The 14884-nt window shown below is 71.3% G+C and carries 17 protein-coding genes; 14 read left to right on the top strand and 3 right to left on the bottom strand.

What is annotated here, in order from left to right:
* Positions 1-1692 carry a monocarboxylate uptake permease MctP gene (gene mctP / locus AC4BGC_RS15910; protein WP_490556587.1) on the top strand — a complete coding sequence of 564 codons (1692 nt, stop codon included), beginning with the start codon at positions 1-3 and terminating at the stop codon, positions 1690-1692.
* 12 nt (positions 1693-1704) lie between these two features.
* Here mctP and AC4BGC_RS15905 read toward each other — a convergent pair whose 3' ends face one another.
* Positions 1705-2607, bottom strand: coding sequence for a diacylglycerol/lipid kinase family protein (locus tag AC4BGC_RS15905; protein WP_490556586.1), 903 nt, complete (start codon positions 2605-2607; stop codon positions 1705-1707).
* Positions 2608-2781: 174 nt separating this feature from the next.
* Between AC4BGC_RS15905 and AC4BGC_RS15900 the strand changes: the two genes are divergently transcribed.
* Positions 2782-4062 carry an adenylosuccinate synthase gene (locus AC4BGC_RS15900; RefSeq protein ID WP_490547468.1) on the top strand — a complete coding sequence of 427 codons (1281 nt, stop codon included), beginning with the start codon at positions 2782-2784 and terminating at the stop codon, positions 4060-4062.
* Positions 4063-4071: 9 nt separating this feature from the next.
* Here AC4BGC_RS15900 and AC4BGC_RS15895 read toward each other — a convergent pair whose 3' ends face one another.
* The gene (locus tag AC4BGC_RS15895; RefSeq protein ID WP_490556585.1) at positions 4072-4716 is read right to left on the bottom strand and encodes a maleylpyruvate isomerase family mycothiol-dependent enzyme; all 645 of its coding nucleotides are present in this window, start codon (positions 4714-4716) and stop codon (positions 4072-4074) included.
* 67 nt (positions 4717-4783) lie between these two features.
* On the opposite strand from AC4BGC_RS15895, the gene AC4BGC_RS15890 reads away from it, so the two are divergent.
* Complete coding sequence (locus AC4BGC_RS15890; RefSeq protein ID WP_490547470.1) at positions 4784-5230, top strand: MarR family winged helix-turn-helix transcriptional regulator; 447 nt, start codon at positions 4784-4786, stop codon at positions 5228-5230.
* A gap of 22 nt (positions 5231-5252) precedes the next feature.
* Here AC4BGC_RS15890 and AC4BGC_RS15885 read toward each other — a convergent pair whose 3' ends face one another.
* Complete coding sequence (locus tag AC4BGC_RS15885; protein WP_490547471.1) at positions 5253-5873, bottom strand: TetR/AcrR family transcriptional regulator; 621 nt, start codon at positions 5871-5873, stop codon at positions 5253-5255.
* A gap of 79 nt (positions 5874-5952) precedes the next feature.
* On the opposite strand from AC4BGC_RS15885, the gene AC4BGC_RS15880 reads away from it, so the two are divergent.
* The 11 genes from AC4BGC_RS15880 (at position 5953) to purQ (ending at position 14872) form a co-directional block, all read left to right on the top strand.
* The gene (locus AC4BGC_RS15880; protein ID WP_490556584.1) at positions 5953-7302 is read left to right on the top strand and encodes a cytochrome P450; all 1350 of its coding nucleotides are present in this window, start codon (positions 5953-5955) and stop codon (positions 7300-7302) included.
* Positions 7302-8135, top strand: a complete 834-nt coding sequence (locus tag AC4BGC_RS15875) for an SDR family oxidoreductase (protein ID WP_490547473.1) — start codon at positions 7302-7304, stop codon at positions 8133-8135. The genes AC4BGC_RS15880 and AC4BGC_RS15875 overlap by 1 nt, the downstream gene beginning before the upstream one ends.
* Positions 8136-8181: 46 nt before the next feature.
* Complete coding sequence (purD, locus tag AC4BGC_RS15870; protein WP_490556583.1) at positions 8182-9438, top strand: phosphoribosylamine--glycine ligase; 1257 nt, start codon at positions 8182-8184, stop codon at positions 9436-9438.
* Positions 9435-10853, top strand: a complete 1419-nt coding sequence (purB, locus tag AC4BGC_RS15865; RefSeq protein ID WP_490556582.1) for an adenylosuccinate lyase — start codon at positions 9435-9437, stop codon at positions 10851-10853. The genes purD and purB overlap by 4 nt, the downstream gene beginning before the upstream one ends.
* Positions 10854-11317: 464 nt before the next feature.
* Positions 11318-11458, top strand: coding sequence for a hypothetical protein (locus AC4BGC_RS15860; protein WP_490547476.1), 141 nt, complete (start codon positions 11318-11320; stop codon positions 11456-11458).
* Positions 11459-11560: 102 nt separating this feature from the next.
* A complete protein-coding gene (locus AC4BGC_RS15855; RefSeq protein ID WP_490547477.1) occupies positions 11561-12466 on the top strand; it encodes a phosphoribosylaminoimidazolesuccinocarboxamide synthase in 906 nt (301 codons plus the stop codon).
* A gap of 7 nt (positions 12467-12473) precedes the next feature.
* Positions 12474-12926, top strand: coding sequence for an SRPBCC family protein (locus tag AC4BGC_RS15850; RefSeq protein ID WP_490547478.1), 453 nt, complete (start codon positions 12474-12476; stop codon positions 12924-12926).
* Complete coding sequence (locus tag AC4BGC_RS15845) at positions 12926-13120, top strand: hypothetical protein (protein ID WP_490547479.1); 195 nt, start codon at positions 12926-12928, stop codon at positions 13118-13120. Before AC4BGC_RS15850 ends, AC4BGC_RS15845 begins: the two co-directional genes overlap by 1 nt.
* A 121-nt stretch (positions 13121-13241) precedes the next feature.
* Positions 13242-13838, top strand: a complete 597-nt coding sequence (locus tag AC4BGC_RS15840) for a hypothetical protein (RefSeq protein ID WP_490556581.1) — start codon at positions 13242-13244, stop codon at positions 13836-13838.
* 120 nt (positions 13839-13958) lie between these two features.
* Positions 13959-14204: a phosphoribosylformylglycinamidine synthase subunit PurS gene (purS, locus tag AC4BGC_RS15835; RefSeq protein ID WP_490556580.1), complete on the top strand. Its 246-nt coding sequence runs from the start codon at positions 13959-13961 to the stop codon at positions 14202-14204.
* Complete coding sequence (gene purQ / locus AC4BGC_RS15830) at positions 14201-14872, top strand: phosphoribosylformylglycinamidine synthase subunit PurQ (RefSeq protein ID WP_490547482.1); 672 nt, start codon at positions 14201-14203, stop codon at positions 14870-14872. Before purS ends, purQ begins: the two co-directional genes overlap by 4 nt.
* The last annotated feature ends 12 nt before the right edge of the window (positions 14873-14884 follow it).

Raw genomic sequence — 14884 nt, 5'->3', positions numbered from 1 at the left:
ATGAACCCGCTGCTCGTCCCGCTCGCGGCCCGCACCGAGGTCGACTGGGTCGCGCTGGCTGTGCTCGTCCTGCTGTTCGTGGTCGTCACCGTGCTCGGCTTCATGGCCACCCGGTTCAAGAAGGGCGACTCGCTGGAGTCGCTCGACGAGTGGGGGCTGGGAGGCCGCCAGTTCGGCACCTGGGTGACGTGGTTCCTGCTCGGCGGCGACCTCTACACCGCCTACACCTTCGTCGCGGTCCCCGCGGCGATGTTCGCGGCCGGATCGGTCGCCGGGTTCTTCGCGGTGCCCTACACGATCATCCTCTACCCGATCATCTTCATCTTCATGGCGCGGCTGTGGTCGGTGAGCCACCGGCACGGCTACGTCACCACGGCCGACTTCGTCCGCGGGCGCTACGACTCCCGGGTGCTGTCCCTGGCGGTCGCGGTCACCGGGTTCGTGGCGACGATGCCCTACATCGCCCTGCAGCTGGTCGGGATGCAGGCCGTCCTCGACGTCGTGGGCCTCGGCGGTGGCGGCAACTGGCTGGCCAAGGACGCCCCGCTGCTGATCGCGTTCGTGCTGCTGGCGGCGTACACCTACACCTCGGGGCTGCGCGCCCCGGCGGTGATCGCCTTCGTCAAGGACGCGCTGATCTACCTGGTGATCATCGTCGCGGTGATCTATCTCCCGACCACGATCGACGGCGGCTGGGAGGGCGTCTTCGGTGCGGCCAAGGAGAAGATGGCGGCGACCAACGAGGCGACCGGGAAGCCCAACGGCGCGTTCATCCCCGGCAGCGGGGAGATGTGGGCCTACGCGACGCTGGCACTGGGCTCGGCGATGGCGCTGTTCATGTACCCGCACTCGGTCACCGCCACCTTGTCCGCGGAGAGCCGGGTCACGATCCGGCGCAACACCGCGATCCTGCCGGCGTACTCCTTCGTGCTCGGGCTGCTGGCGCTCCTGGGCTGGGTGGCGATCGCGGCCGGGACCCAGCCCATCGGCGTCGACGGCGAGCCGAACGCCCAGCTGGTGATCCCGCAGCTGTTCGAGGACTCCTTCGCGAGCTGGTTCGCCGGGGTGGCGTTCGCGGCGGTGGCGATCGGGGCCCTGGTGCCGGCGGCGATCATGTCGATCGCAGCGGCGAACACGTTCACCCGCAACGTCTACAAGGAGTGGGTCAACCCGCAGGCCACGCACGCCCAGGAGGCCAAGATCTCCAAGCTGGCCTCGCTGGTCGTCAAGGGGTTCGCGCTGGTCTTCGTGCTCACGATGGACAAGCAGAACGCGATCAACTTCCAGCTCCTCGGCGGCATCTGGATCCTGCAGACGTTCCCGGCGATCGTGTTCAGCCTCTACACGCGCTGGTTCCACAAGTGGGCGCTGCTGGCCGGGTGGGCCGTGGGGATGGTCTACGGCACGATCTCGGCGTACCGCGTGGTCAACCCGGCCACCGGCAAGCACTTCGGTGGCTCGCTGGCCGAGATCCCGGGCCTCGGCGACCTGGGGTACGTCGCGATGACCGCGTTCGTGCTCAACCTCGTCGTCGCGGTGCTCCTCTCGGCGGCGCTGAACGCGGCCAAGGTCGAGAACGGCTCGGACGAGACCCGGCCCGGGGACTACTTCGCGGACGCTGGGGACCCGCGGGTGGAGAAGGACAAGGCGGTGCGGCAGCAGACCGGCGGCGCCGGCGCGCTCGCGGACTAAGGGGCCCGCCGGTCAGTTGGCGGGCACGACCATCGAGTACGCCGCCTCCTCCAGGTGCCAGGAGCGGCGCCGCTCCGGGCCGCTGATCTCGCCGTCGGCCGAGAGCCAGAAGTCCTCGCCGGAGACGGTCACCTGGTTGGCCCGCAGGGTGAGCACGTCCTCGCGCTCCTCGTGCTCGCCGCTGCGCAGCTGCCAGACGTAGTGGAGCCGCTCGAGGGGACCGGTGGCGAAGGACACCATCACGTCGAGCTTGCCGTCCGTGGGGTCGGCGTCGGGGGTGAGCTCGGTCCCGCCGCCGACACTGGCGCCGTTGCTCACGGCGATCATCAAGATGTGCTGGTCCATGTCGGAGACCACCTCGCCGTCGGCCTCGATGCGCAGCCGCACGAACGGCGGGCGGACGGCGGCCATCACGGCGCCGATCGGGTAGCCGAGGATGCCGAAGCCGTAGGGCCCGAGCCGCTTCTTCCACCGCTCGCCGCGGCGGCTGGCCTGCGCGCTGGCCCCCGCGTGCACGCTGTTGACGACGATGCCGCCGAGCTCGTCGACGATGAGGTCCATCTCACGCACCTCGCCCTTGATCAGGGACCGGGCCGCCTCCTCGGGGTCCAGGGAGATGTCGAGGGTGCGGGCGAAGTCGTTGCCGGTCCCGAGCGGGATCAGGCCCAGTGTCCGCTGGTCGAGCTCGTGGCGCCGGTGCAGCGCGGACACCACGGCGTGCAGGCTGCCGTCGCCGCCGGCGACGACGACCGTCCGGCTCCCGGCCCGGTGCAGCACCCCGTCGAGCTCGCCGGGGTTCGAGGTGGAGGCCACCTCGACGTCGGCGACCTCGCGCAGGACCGCCAGGGCGCGCTCAAGACCTTCGTCGCGACCGCCCCCGGCGTCGGCGTTGGTGATGAGCAGGAGGGGATCCACGGCGACACACTAACGGGGCCTGTCCCATTTCTTCCCCGGACGCCTCCGCGGGGGACACCTGTCCGCGCCCACCGTTAGGATGGGGCCCGCGGCCCTGACGGCCACGAACTGACGTCCAGCCGCGACTCGGCTCCGCACTCCACGCGAGGCGGCGTCGCGCCGACTAGGAGAGATATGCCTGCGATCGTCGTACTCGGAGCCCAGTGGGGGGACGAGGGCAAGGGCAAGGCGACCGACCTCCTCACCACCGAGGACTCGATCGACTTCTGTGTCCGCACCAGCGGCGGCCACAACGCCGGCCACACCATCGTGGTCAACGGCGAGAAGTTCGCCACCCACCTGCTGCCGAGCGGCATCCTGACCCCCGGCTGCACCTCGGTGATCGCCAACGGCGTGGTGGTCTCTCCCGAGGCGCTGTTCCGCGAGCTCGACGCCCTGATCGCTCGCGACGTCGATCTCGGCAAGCTGGTGATCAGCTCCAACGCGCACGTGATCGCCTCCTACCACTCCACGATCGACAAGGTCTCCGAGCGCTTCCTGGGCAGGAACAAGATCGGCACGACAGGGCGCGGCATCGGCCCGGCGTACGCCGACAAGATCAGCCGCGTGGGCATCCGGATCGCCGACCTGTTCGACGAGAAGATCCTCACCCAGAAGGTCGAGGCCGCCCTGGAGTCGAAGAACCACCTGCTCACCAAGGTCTACAACCGCCGCGCGATCACCGTGGAGGAGATCGTCGAGGAGCTGCGCGGGTACGCCGACCGGATCGAGCCGATGGTCGCCGACACCTCGCTGCTGCTGAACCGGGCACTGGACGACGGCCAGACGGTCCTGTTCGAGGGTGCGCAGGCGACCATGCTCGACGTCGACCACGGCACCTACCCGTTCGTCACCAGCAGCAGCCCCGTCTCCGGCGGCGTCTGCGTCGGCGCCGGCGTCGGCCCCACGCGCATCGACCGGGTGATCGGCGTGATCAAGGCCTACACCACCCGCGTCGGCTCGGGCCCGTTCCCCACCGAGCTGTTCGACGAGGACGGCGCCAAGCTGTGGGAGATCGGCGGCGAGGTCGGGGTCTCGACCGGCCGCGACCGTCGCTGCGGCTGGTACGACGCCGTCATCGCCCGCTACTCCGCCCGGGTCAACGGGCTCACCGAGTTCTTCATGACCAAGCTCGACGTGCTCAGCGCCTGGGAGCAGATCCCGGTCTGCGTCGCCTACGACATCGACGGTGTGCGGCACGACGAGATGCCGATGACCCAGTCGATGTTCCACAAGGCCAAGCCGATCTACGAGCACCTCGACGGCTGGGGCGACGACATCTCCGCCTGCCGCACCTTCGAGGAGCTGCCCAAGAACGCCCAGCGCTACGTTCGCGCCCTCGAGGAGATGTCGGGTGCGCCGTTCTGGGCGGTCGGCGTCGGACCGGGTCGCGAGCAGACGCTCGTGGTCAGCTGAGGCTCCTGCTCAACTGAGGCTCGCGCCGGAGAGGCGCTCGGTCAGGGCGGGCACGCCCGGGCCGGCCAGCTCGGGGAGTGCGGCGTCGCGCCCGGTGACGAGCAGCAGCTGCGCCCTGATCGGCCCCTCGACGACCGGACCCTCGCCCACCTCCCACTCCGCGTCCGTGGCCCTGAGGGTGAACCCGGCGAGCCGCTTGCCCGCATGGAAGGGCATCCCCATCGACCAGGCCCGCTGGGTGGCCGCGGTGGCCGCCTCGACCGGCATCTCGCGCCGGCGTCCGAGCGGGACCACCATGTCCTGGCCGTGCACGAGCGCGTCCATCAGGGGATCGGTCGCCGCGACGCCGGGGACCTTGCGCCGGGAGCCCACCATGGCGCGGAGCAGGCCCGGGTAGTCCTCGACCGGTCGCCTCGCCTGTCGTACGGCGGTGTCGTGGATCATCCGGTCCAGGCTGCCCCGGGCCCTGACCAGGGAGACCACCGCCGAGAGCGGGCCTGTGTGCGCGAGGGTGAGGTGGGCGGCGACGTCGCGGACCGTCCAGCCCCGGCACAGCGACGCCGTCTCCCAGTCGGCCGGGCCGAAGGTCTCGATCAGGTCGGCGAGGCCGGTCCGCTCCCGATCGATCGCCTGCCACACCTCGTCCAGGTCCATCGCCAGCTCCTTGGTACGATCTTCGAACCATATTGGTTCGGAAGACTGACGATTGTCAAGAGGTGTGATGACCACGGAACCGCAGGGCGAGCTCTCCTTGGGGGTGCTCTGCTTCGTGGCCCACCGGGCCGTGGAGACGCGGGTGCTGGCCGCCCTGGCGACGGCCGGCTTCGACGACCTCACCGCCGCGCAGGGCCGGGTGTTCGCGCGGATCGCGCCGGACGGCACCCGGATCGGGGACCTCGCCGAGCAGGCCCACGTCACCAAGCAGACCGCGAGCGCGACGGTCGACCAGCTCGAGCGAGCCGGCTACGTCCGTCGCGTGCCGGACCCGGCCGATGCCCGGGCCCGTCTCGTGGTGATCGCCGAGCGCGGCCTGCGCGCCGTCGAGGTCGCCCGGGTCGCGGAGCAGGAGGTGGAGGCCGAGTGGGTACGCCGGATCGGCCCGGCCGCGACCCGGCGGCTGCGCGCGGCCCTCGAGGGCATCCGCGAGGTCGCGGACCCGTACCGCTGACGATGGAGCGGAGCCGGCACCCTCAGGTGCGGCGCCCCAGGGACACGAACAGGTCGCTGGCGGTGGTGGTGAGCTGCTCGGCCGTGAGGTCCACCTCGCCGGTGAGCCAGGAGGCCACCAGCTCCGCGAAGCCCGCGACGTAGACCAGGCCCTGGATGCGGGCGCGGTCGGCGGGCCAGGCGTCCTCGCCGTACAGCACGGCCGCCTCCTCGGCGACGAGGTCGGCGAAGGTGCCGATCAGCTCGTGCCGCCGGGCGCGCAGGGTGGGGGTGGCGCTGGAGTGCACCACGGCGACCAGTCCGAGCGCCGGGTCACGGCTGACCAGGTCGACGAACGAGGCCATCACCGCGTGCACGCGCTGCTCCGGTGAGCCCGGCGCCTGCGCGATCACCTCCCGCGCAGCCTCGGCGATCTGCTCGCTCACGTGGTCCAGCGCCGCCAGCAGCGCGTCCTCGCGGTGGGCGAAGCTCTCGTAGAAGTACCGCTCGGTGAGGCCGGCGCGCGCGCAGATCGCGGTCATCGTCGTCCCGGCCTCGCCGTGGGTGGCCAGCAGGGCGATGGTGGCCTCCACCAGCCGGGCACGGCGTCCCTGGACGCGCTCCTGCCCGGTCTTGCCGCCATAGCTCCGGACCGGTGTTCCCACGTGTGCATCTTGACGCGCCCCCGCCTTTTGTACAAACTGACAGGCATTCCTGTCAGATGAGTTCGAGGTTGGGGGAACGATGAGTGCACCCGAGCAGGTGGCTCCACGACGACGCCGGATCCCGCTGGTCGGGGCGACCCTGGACTATGTCCGTGACCCGCTGCGGATGCTGCGCGAGCAGTACGACGACCACGGACCCGTATCGGAGATCACGCTCCTCGGCGCTCGGTGGACGCTGCTGCTCGGGCCGGACGCCTGCGGGGCGGCGCTGCTGAACGCGGACAAGGCGCTGGCCAGCGGACCCGGCTGGGGCCGGCTGGTCGGCCCGTTCTTCGACCGCGGCCTGATGCTGCTCGACTTCGAGGAGCACCACGGGCACCGCCGACTGATGCAGGCGGCGTTCACGCGGCCGCGGCTCGCCGGCTACACGGCGGCGCTCGGCCCGGCGGTGGCCGCCGGGCTGGACGCGTGGGAGCCCGCTGAGGACTTCGAGGTCTACCCGGCGCTCAAGGAGCTCACCCTCGGCCTGGCGACCGAGGTGTTCATGGGCGGGGCCGACCTCGCCACCCCCGACGAGCTGGACGCGGTCAACGAGGCCTTCATCGCCTGCGTCCAGGCGGCCACGGCGCTCGTGCGGCTGCCGGTCCCCGGCACCCGGTGGGGCCGGGCGACGGCCGGGCGGCGGCTGCTGGAGGACTTCTTCGGCAGGCACCTCGCGAGCATCCGGGCCGGCACGGCGCAGGGCGACGGCGACGACCTCTTCTCGGTCCTCAGCCGGCTGCGCGACGAGGACGGGTCGGGCCTCAGCGACGCGGACGTCGTCAACCACATGATCTTCCTGCTGATGGCCGCCCACGACACCTCGACGATCACGGTGAGCACGATGATGCGCCACCTCGGGGCGAACCCGCAGTGGCGCGAGCGGCTCCGCGAGGAGGCCGCCGACCTGCCCGACTGTCCCGACCTGGACCAGCTGGACGCGCTGGAGTCCTTCGACCTCGTGATGAAGGAGTGCCTGCGGCTGGTGCCGCCGGTCCCGGTCGTGGCCCGTCGTACGGTCAAGGCGACCGAGGTCCTCGGTGTGCACGTGCCGGCCGGCCGGCTCGTCGCCGTGGGCCTGCACCTCGGGCACCACATGCCCGAGCTGTGGCCGGACCCCGAGCGCTTCGACCCGGAGCGCTTCGCCGCCGACCGGCGCGAGGACAAGGTGCACCGCTACGCCTGGGAGCCCTTCGGGGGCGGGGTGCACAAGTGCCTCGGGATGGCCTTCGCCGGCGCCGAGGTGAAGCTGATCGTGCACCAGATGCTGCGCCGCTTCGACTGGACCGTGGACGCGGACTACCGCGATCGACTGAACTACCACTCTCTTCCGTTCCCTGCAGACGGCCAACCGGTCGACCTGCGCCCCCGTGAAAGGACTCCTGTCTGATGAGCAAGCGCGACATCTCCGGTCTCACCGTCATGATCACCGGCGCCGGGCGTGGGATCGGTGCCGCGACCGCCGAGCTGCTGGCCCGCCAGGGCGCCACCGTGGCGCTCGGCGACCTCGACACCGAGCTGGTGCAGGGTGTTGCCGCGAAGATCGGCAAGGGCGCGGTGGGTGCGCACCTCGACGTGACCAAGCCCGAGTCCTGGGCGCAGTTCGTCGCCGCGGTGGGCGAGGTGGGACCGATCGACGTGCTGGTCAACAACGCCGGGATCATGCCGCTCGGATCGGTGCTCAAGGAGCCCGACTCGGTGGCGAAGGCGATCCTCGACGTCAACGTGCACGGGATCATCAACGGCACCAAAGCGATCGCGCCGGGCATGGTCGACCGGGGCCGTGGCCACATCATCAACATCGCCTCGGCCGTGGGCCGGATCGCGGTCGCCGACGGGGCCACCTACTCCGCCTCCAAGTTCGCGGCCGTGGGGTTCAGCGAGGCCACCCGGGCGGAGCTGAAGCCCTTCGGGATCGACGTCAGCGTGGTCCTGCCGACGGTGGTGATGACCGAGCTCGCCGCCGGCGTCCCGTCCACCCGTGGGGTCAAGTCGGTCGACGCCGAGGACGTGGCCGCCGTGGTCGCCTCCGCGATCCGCCGGCCGCGCGCGGAGCTGTGGGTGCCGCAGTGGCTGCAGGCGATGACCCGCACCTCGAGCCTGCTGCCCCGTGGTCTGCAGGAGGCGATCGCCAAGGCGTTCAAGGCGAACTCGATCCTCTCCAGCGCAGACCACGCCGCGCGGGCGGCCTACGAGGCACGGGTGCGCCCGCCCTCTGCCTGACCGGCGCCGCAGGGTCGGTACGTCGGCGTCGATAGGATTCGCGAACGTGAAGACCCTCGTGATCGGCTCCGGTGGACGTGAGCACGCGCTCGCCCTCGCACTTTCCCGCGACCCGTCCGTCAGCGAGGTGCACGCGGCCCCCGGCAACCCCGGGATCGCCGAGTGCGCCGTGCTGCACGACGTGGACCCGATGGACGGCGCCGCCGTGGCCGACCTCGCCGTGTCCCTGGGCGCCGACCTGGTCGTGATCGGCCCCGAGGCCCCCCTGGTGGCCGGGGTCGCGGACGACGTCCGCGCGCGCGGGATCAGCTGCTTCGGCCCGTCGGGGCAGGCGGCCGAGCTCGAGGGCTCCAAGGCCTTCGCCAAGGACGTGATGGCGGCGGCGGGGGTCCCCACCGCGCAGGCGCACGTGTGCACCTCGGCCGAGGAGGTCGCGGCCGCGCTCGACGACTTCGGCCCGCCGTACGTCGTCAAGGACGACGGGCTCGCCGCCGGAAAGGGCGTGGTGGTCACCGAGGACCGCGACGAGGCCATGGCCCATGCCGCGCAGTGCGAGCGCGTGGTGATCGAGGAGTTCCTCGACGGACCCGAGGTGTCCCTGTTCGCGATCACCGACGGCAGCACCGTCTACCCGCTGCAGCCCGCCCAGGACTTCAAGCGCATCTTCGACGGCGACGCCGGCCCCAACACCGGGGGCATGGGCGCCTACACGCCGTTGTCCTGGGCGCCGGACAGCCTGGTGACCGAGGTGCAGGAGCACGTGCTCGAGCCCACGGTCGCCGAGATGGCCCGGCGCGGGAAGCCGTTCGCGGGACTGCTCTACGCCGGACTGGCCCTCACCTCGGCCGGGATGCGCGTCGTGGAGTTCAACGCCCGCTTCGGTGATCCCGAGACCCAGCCGCTGATGGCCCTGCTCGACTCGCCGCTCGCCGAGCTGCTCAAGGCCGCGGCCGACGGCAACCTGCACGAGGTGAAGCCGCCGCGCTGGAAGTCCGGAGCGGCCGTGGCCGTGGTGATGGCCAGCGCGGGCTACCCGGAGACCTCGAGCAGCGGCGACGTGATCACCGGGACCGAGACGCTGGCCGAGTGGACCGACGTGGACGTGATCCACGCCGGGACGGCCCGTCGAGACGGTGACCTCGTCACCGCCGGAGGCCGGGTGCTCGCCGTGACCGCCGTGGGCGCCGACGTCGCCGACGCGCGGGCCAGGGCCTACGAGGGAATCTCCTCGATCAGCTTCGACGGTGCGCAGTGGCGCACCGACATCGCCGCCTCGGTGGCCGAGCAAGGAGACCAGTCGTGACCGTCCCCAACGTCCTCGCCACCCGGTACGCCGGGGCCGACCTCGCCGAGATCTGGTCGCCCGAGCACAAGATCGTCCTCGAGCGCCGGCTCTGGATCGCCGTGCTCGCCGCGCAGAAGGAGCTCGGCGTGGACGTGCCCGACGGGGTGATCGCCGACTACGAGGCGGTCGTCGACCAGGTCGACCTCGCCAGCATCGCGGCGCGCGAGCGGGTCACCCGCCACGACGTGAAGGCCCGGATCGAGGAGTTCTGCGCCCTCGCGGGCCACGAGCACATCCACAAGGGGATGACCTCGCGCGACCTCACCGAGAACGTCGAGCAGCTGCAGGTCAAGGCGTCGCTGGGCCTGGTCCGGCAGCGCGTGCTCGCCGCCCTCGCGCGGCTGGCCCGGCTGGCGGCCGAGCACGAGTCGCTGGTGATGGCCGGCCGCTCGCACAACGTGGCCGCGCAGGCGACGACGATGGGCAAGCGGTTCGCGACGGTGGCCGACGAGATGCTGGTCGGACTGGGCCGGATCGACGACCTGATCGCCCGCTACCCGCTGCGCGGGATCAAGGGGCCGATGGGCACCGCCCAGGACATGCTCGACCTGCTCGACGGATCCCCGGAGAAGCTGGCGGAGCTCGAGCAGCGGATCGCCGCGCACCTCGGGTTCGAGCAGGTGCTCACCAGCGTCGGCCAGGTCTACCCGCGCTCGCTGGACTTCGACGTCGTCTCCGCGCTGGTGCAGATCGTCGCCGGTCCCTCCAACCTCGCCACCACGATCCGGCTGATGGCCGGCATCGAGCTGGTCACCGAGGGCTTCAAGGAGGGCCAGGTCGGCTCCTCGGCGATGCCGCACAAGATGAACACCCGCTCCTGCGAGCGGGTCAACGGCCTCGCCGTCGTGCTCCGGGGCCAGCTGTCGATGGTGGGGGAGCTCGCCGGTGACCAGTGGAACGAGGGCGACGTCTCCGACTCCGTCGTACGCCGCGTCGCGCTGCCGGACGCGTTCTTCGCCGCGGACGGGCTCTTCCAGACCTTCCTCACCGTGCTCGACGAGTTCGGGGTCTTCCCGGCGGTGGTGCAGCGCGAGCTGGACCGGTACCTGCCGTTCCTGACCACGACCAAGGTGCTGATGGCGGCCGTGCGCAACGGCGTCGGCCGCGAGGAGGCGCACGAGGCGATCAAGGAGCACGCGGTCGCGGTCGCCCTGGAGATGCGCCAGGGCCTGGTCGTCAACGACCTGTTCGAGCGGCTCGGCGCCGACCCCCGGCTGGGGCTGGACCGTGGCCAGATCGAGTCCCTGGTGGCGGAGCCGATCGAGTTCACCGGCGCGGCCCGCGACCAGGTCGCTGCCGTCGTACGCCGGGTCGAGGCCGCTCTTGCGACCGACCCGGAGGCCGCGAGCTACACGCCGGGCGCGATCCTCTGACGGACGGCTCTCCTGCGGTCGGCGCCGCGAGAGGCGGTCCGAAATCGAAGATGGCCCGTAATTGTGGCCGAACGGGGGTGGTGCTCGTCCCTGACGTCCCTTACCTTCGGGGCTGCTTGATTCCAGCAGCGACTCGGCCCCGACTGTCGGTGGGCCATTCTTGAGGAGAAAAGTGCACCTGGCTCGAAGTGCTGACTTGGCCGTCGTGGCGTGCAACGCCGCCTCGGGGTGGGCCGAGCGCGAGCCTCGGTGGAGGTCCTGGAACCGAGCAGCAAGGGGGGCGGTGCGCTGAGTCTGCCCAGCGCGCACGTGCCTGAGGGCCGCTCCGGGGACCGGAGCGGCCCTCTCCCTCTTTCACCACCCTGAGCAGTGTCCGGTTTATGTACAAATCAGGGTGTATGTCATAGGCTGGCGACAGGAGCTCGGGCCATCGGGGCCCGAACCGAGGGGGAGGGAAACCCATCATGTCTTTCAACAGCCGCATCGTCCGAGGCGTAGTCGCCACCGTCGCCGTTGCCATCGCGGTCGCGTCCGTCCCCGCTTCCGGCATCGCCTCTGCGGCCGCCGGCGGGAAGTCGTCGGTCACCCGCGCGATCCTCAGGTAGGTCTGTGACCCGAGGGTCTTCGTGGGGTGTGTCGGCGCAAGCCGACACACCCCACAGTCGTCTGCGGACCGGGTGGACCTGACCGCTTTGTAGGGTGGCACCGTGCACAACATTCCCCCGGCGCCGGAGATCGAAGGCGCGGTCCACGTCCACTCCGGCAAGGTCCGTGACCTCTACCGGTTGCAGGACGGCAGTCTGCTCATGGTCGCCAGCGACCGGATCTCGGCCTACGACTTCGTCCTCGACACCACGATCCCCGACAAGGGCGAGATCCTCACCCGGATGTCCCTGTGGTGGTTCGCCCAGCTCGCGGACCTCGTGCCCAACCACGTGAAGTCCACCGACGTCCCCGAGTCGGTCAAGGGGAGGGCGATCGTCTGCGAGGAGCTGGCGATGTACCCCGTGGAGTGCGTGGCGCGGGGCTACCTGACCGGGTCGGGCCTGCTCGACTACCAGTCCACCGGCCAGGTGTGCGGGGTCCCGCTGCCCAAGGGGCTGGTCGACGGGAGCCGGCTGCCGTCCCCGATCTTCACCCCGGCCACCAAGGCGGCCCTCGGTGACCACGACGAGAACGTCTCCTTCGACAGCGTCGTCGGCGACATCGGTGCGGCCGCGGCCGAGGAGCTGCGCGACCTGACGCTCGCGGTCTACGCGCGCGCCGAGGGCCTGGCCCGTGAGCGGGGCATCATCCTGGCCGACACCAAGCTGGAGTTCGGGTCCCGACTCGGACCGCAGGTGGGGGACAGCGCCGCGGTCGGCACCACGGTGCTCGCCGACGAGGTGCTCACCCCCGACTCGAGCCGGTACTGGCCGGCCAAGGACTGGGCGCCCGGGCGCACCCAGGACTCCTACGACAAGCAGATCGTGCGCAACTGGCTGCTCTCCCCGGAGAGCGGCTGGGACCGGTCCTCGGGCGAGGCGCCGCCGCCGCTGCCCGCCGAGGTGGTCGAGCGCACCCGCGCCCGCTACGTCGAGGCGTTCGAGAAGCTCACCGGCGAACGTTTCTGATGCGGCCATGAGCCGGGACGGCGCCCTGAGGACCACGGTCGAGTACGACGTGCCGGTGGCGGTGGCCTACGAGTACCTCGCGGACCCGCGCAACCGGCCGCAGTGGCAGTCCTCCCTGCGCGCGGTCGAGCTGATCGACGAGGGCGCGCCGAGAGTCGGCATGCGCTGGCGAGACCTCACCGCGGCGCGGATCGCGCCGGAGATGGAGATCACCGAGATGGTTCCCGACCTGCTCTGGGCCGAGACCGGACGCTGGCACGGGATCGAGGCGGACCTCGAGCTCGGCTTCGCTGCGAGCCCGGCTCCCGGCGAGACCGGCTGCCGGGTGACCGCCTCCTTCAGCGTGCACGGTCGCGGCCCGCTGCGACCCGTGGGCTGGGTGGCGACCCGGGCCGGACTGCCCGCCGTACGCAGTGATCTGCGGCGGGCCGCACGCCTGGTCTCGGGGAGGGCGGGCTGATGGGTCGGATGATCGGAATCGCGCTGAGCCTGCTGATGGTGGTGGCGGGCATCGTGTTCACCCTGCAGGGCCTCGGGGTGCTGGAGGGCAGCCCGATGACCGGGGTCGAGTTCTGGGCGATCGTGGGCCCGGCGATCGCCGGGTTCGGCATCGCGCTGGCGATCGTCGTACTGCGTGGACCGTCCTCGCGCTGATCCACGGCATCTCCCAGCCCGCACACAGGTTCTGCACGCCGTCGGCCCAGATCCGGTGGGCATCGTGTGAGGTGACCCGGTGGAGGTTCACCGGGCGATCCGAGCACTTGGAGGTTGCCAGATGAACGAGAACACCAACCCGTCCCCGAAACGCGAGCGGTCGCCGCGCAGGCGGACCATCGTGCTGACATCGGCGGTCGGCGTGGCCGGTCTCGTGATCGGTGGCGTCACCGCCGGGGCGATCTCGGCCGCGTCCGCCGACTCCGGGAGCCCCCGTGAGAACGCGTCGTACTCCGCCGACCACCACGGTGGCCAGGACCGAGGCGAGGCGCGGGGTCCGCACGGAAACGAGGAGCCGCTCACCGGCACGAAGAAGACGAAGGTGGAGGACGCGGTCAGGGCGAAGTACCCCGACGCCACCATCGAGCGGGTCGAGACCGACTCCGAGGGCGTCTACGAGGCGCACATAGTCGACGACGACCAGCCGCTGGTCGTGAAGCTCGACAAGGACTTCAAGATCACCGGCACCGAGGAGCTCGGCGGCCCAGGCGGTCACGGACGCCCCGGCCGCGGTGGTCCCGGTGGTCCCGGCTGCGACGAGGACGGCGCCGGTCCCGGTGGCCCGAAGGGCGGCCAGAAGGACGGCCAGAAGGACGGCCAGAGCGGGGCCCGCACCCCGGACGCCCCGTCCGGTGGCTCCACCGCGCTGAACTCGTGAGCGCAGGCGGCGCCGCCAGGGTGCAGGCACGCGCGCAGGTTTCCCCGGTCCGTCCGGGGAGACCTGCGCACCGTCGTTAGACTGGCGCCGCCCCGTACCCCGAAGCGAAAGGGGCCACCCGTGTCCCGTGTCGTCGTCGACGTCATGCCCAAGCCCGAGATCCTCGACCCGCAGGGCAAGGCTGTCCAGGGTGCCCTGCCCCGGCTCGGCTTCGAAGGGGTCAACGAGGTGCGGCAGGGCAAGCGCTTCGAGCTCGAGCTCGAGGGCGACGTCACCGAGGCGCGGCTGGCGCAGGTGCACGAGATGGCCGCCACGCTGCTCTCCAACCCGGTGATCGAGGACTACGAAGTCCGGGTCGTCCAGTGAGGATCGGCGTCGTCACCTTCCCCGGCTCGCTCGACGACGTCGACGCGCAGCGCGGCGTACGCCTCGCCGGCGCCGAGCCCGTCGCGCTGTGGCACGGCGACCACGACCTCAAGGGGGTCGACGCGGTCGTGCTTCCCGGGGGCTTCTCCTACGGCGACTACCTGCGCTGCGGCGCCATCGCCCGGTTCGCGCCGGTGATGACCGAGGTCATCTCCGCGGCGAAGGGGGGCCTGCCGGTGCTGGGCATCTGCAACGGCTTCCAGATCCTGTGCGAGTCCCACCTGCTGCCGGGGGCGCTGATCCGCAACTCCAGCCGCAAGTTCGGCTGCCTCGACCAGGTCGTGCGGATCGAGAACAACACCACCGCCTGGACCACGGCGTACGACGCCGGCCAGGAGGTCACCATCGTGCTCAAGAACGGTGAGGGCTCCTTCGTGGCCGACCAGCACACCCTCGACGTGCTCGAGGGGGAGGGGCGCGTGGTCGCGCGTTACGTGGGGGCGAACCCCAACGGGTCCCAGCGGGCGATCGCCGGCATCACCAACGAGGCCGGCAACGTGGTGGGGCTGATGCCGCACCCCGAGCACGCGATCGAGGAGCTGTGCGGTCCGGGCACCGACGGGCTCGGGTTCTTCGCCAGCGCCGTAGCCGCCCTCCAGGACGCCTGACCCCGACCTGAC

The sequence above is a fragment of the Nocardioides sp. Z38_18 genome, from assembly GCF_058215695.1.
Note: the sequence above shows the minus strand (reverse complement) of the source record. Positions and strands in the feature narration are given on the sequence as shown.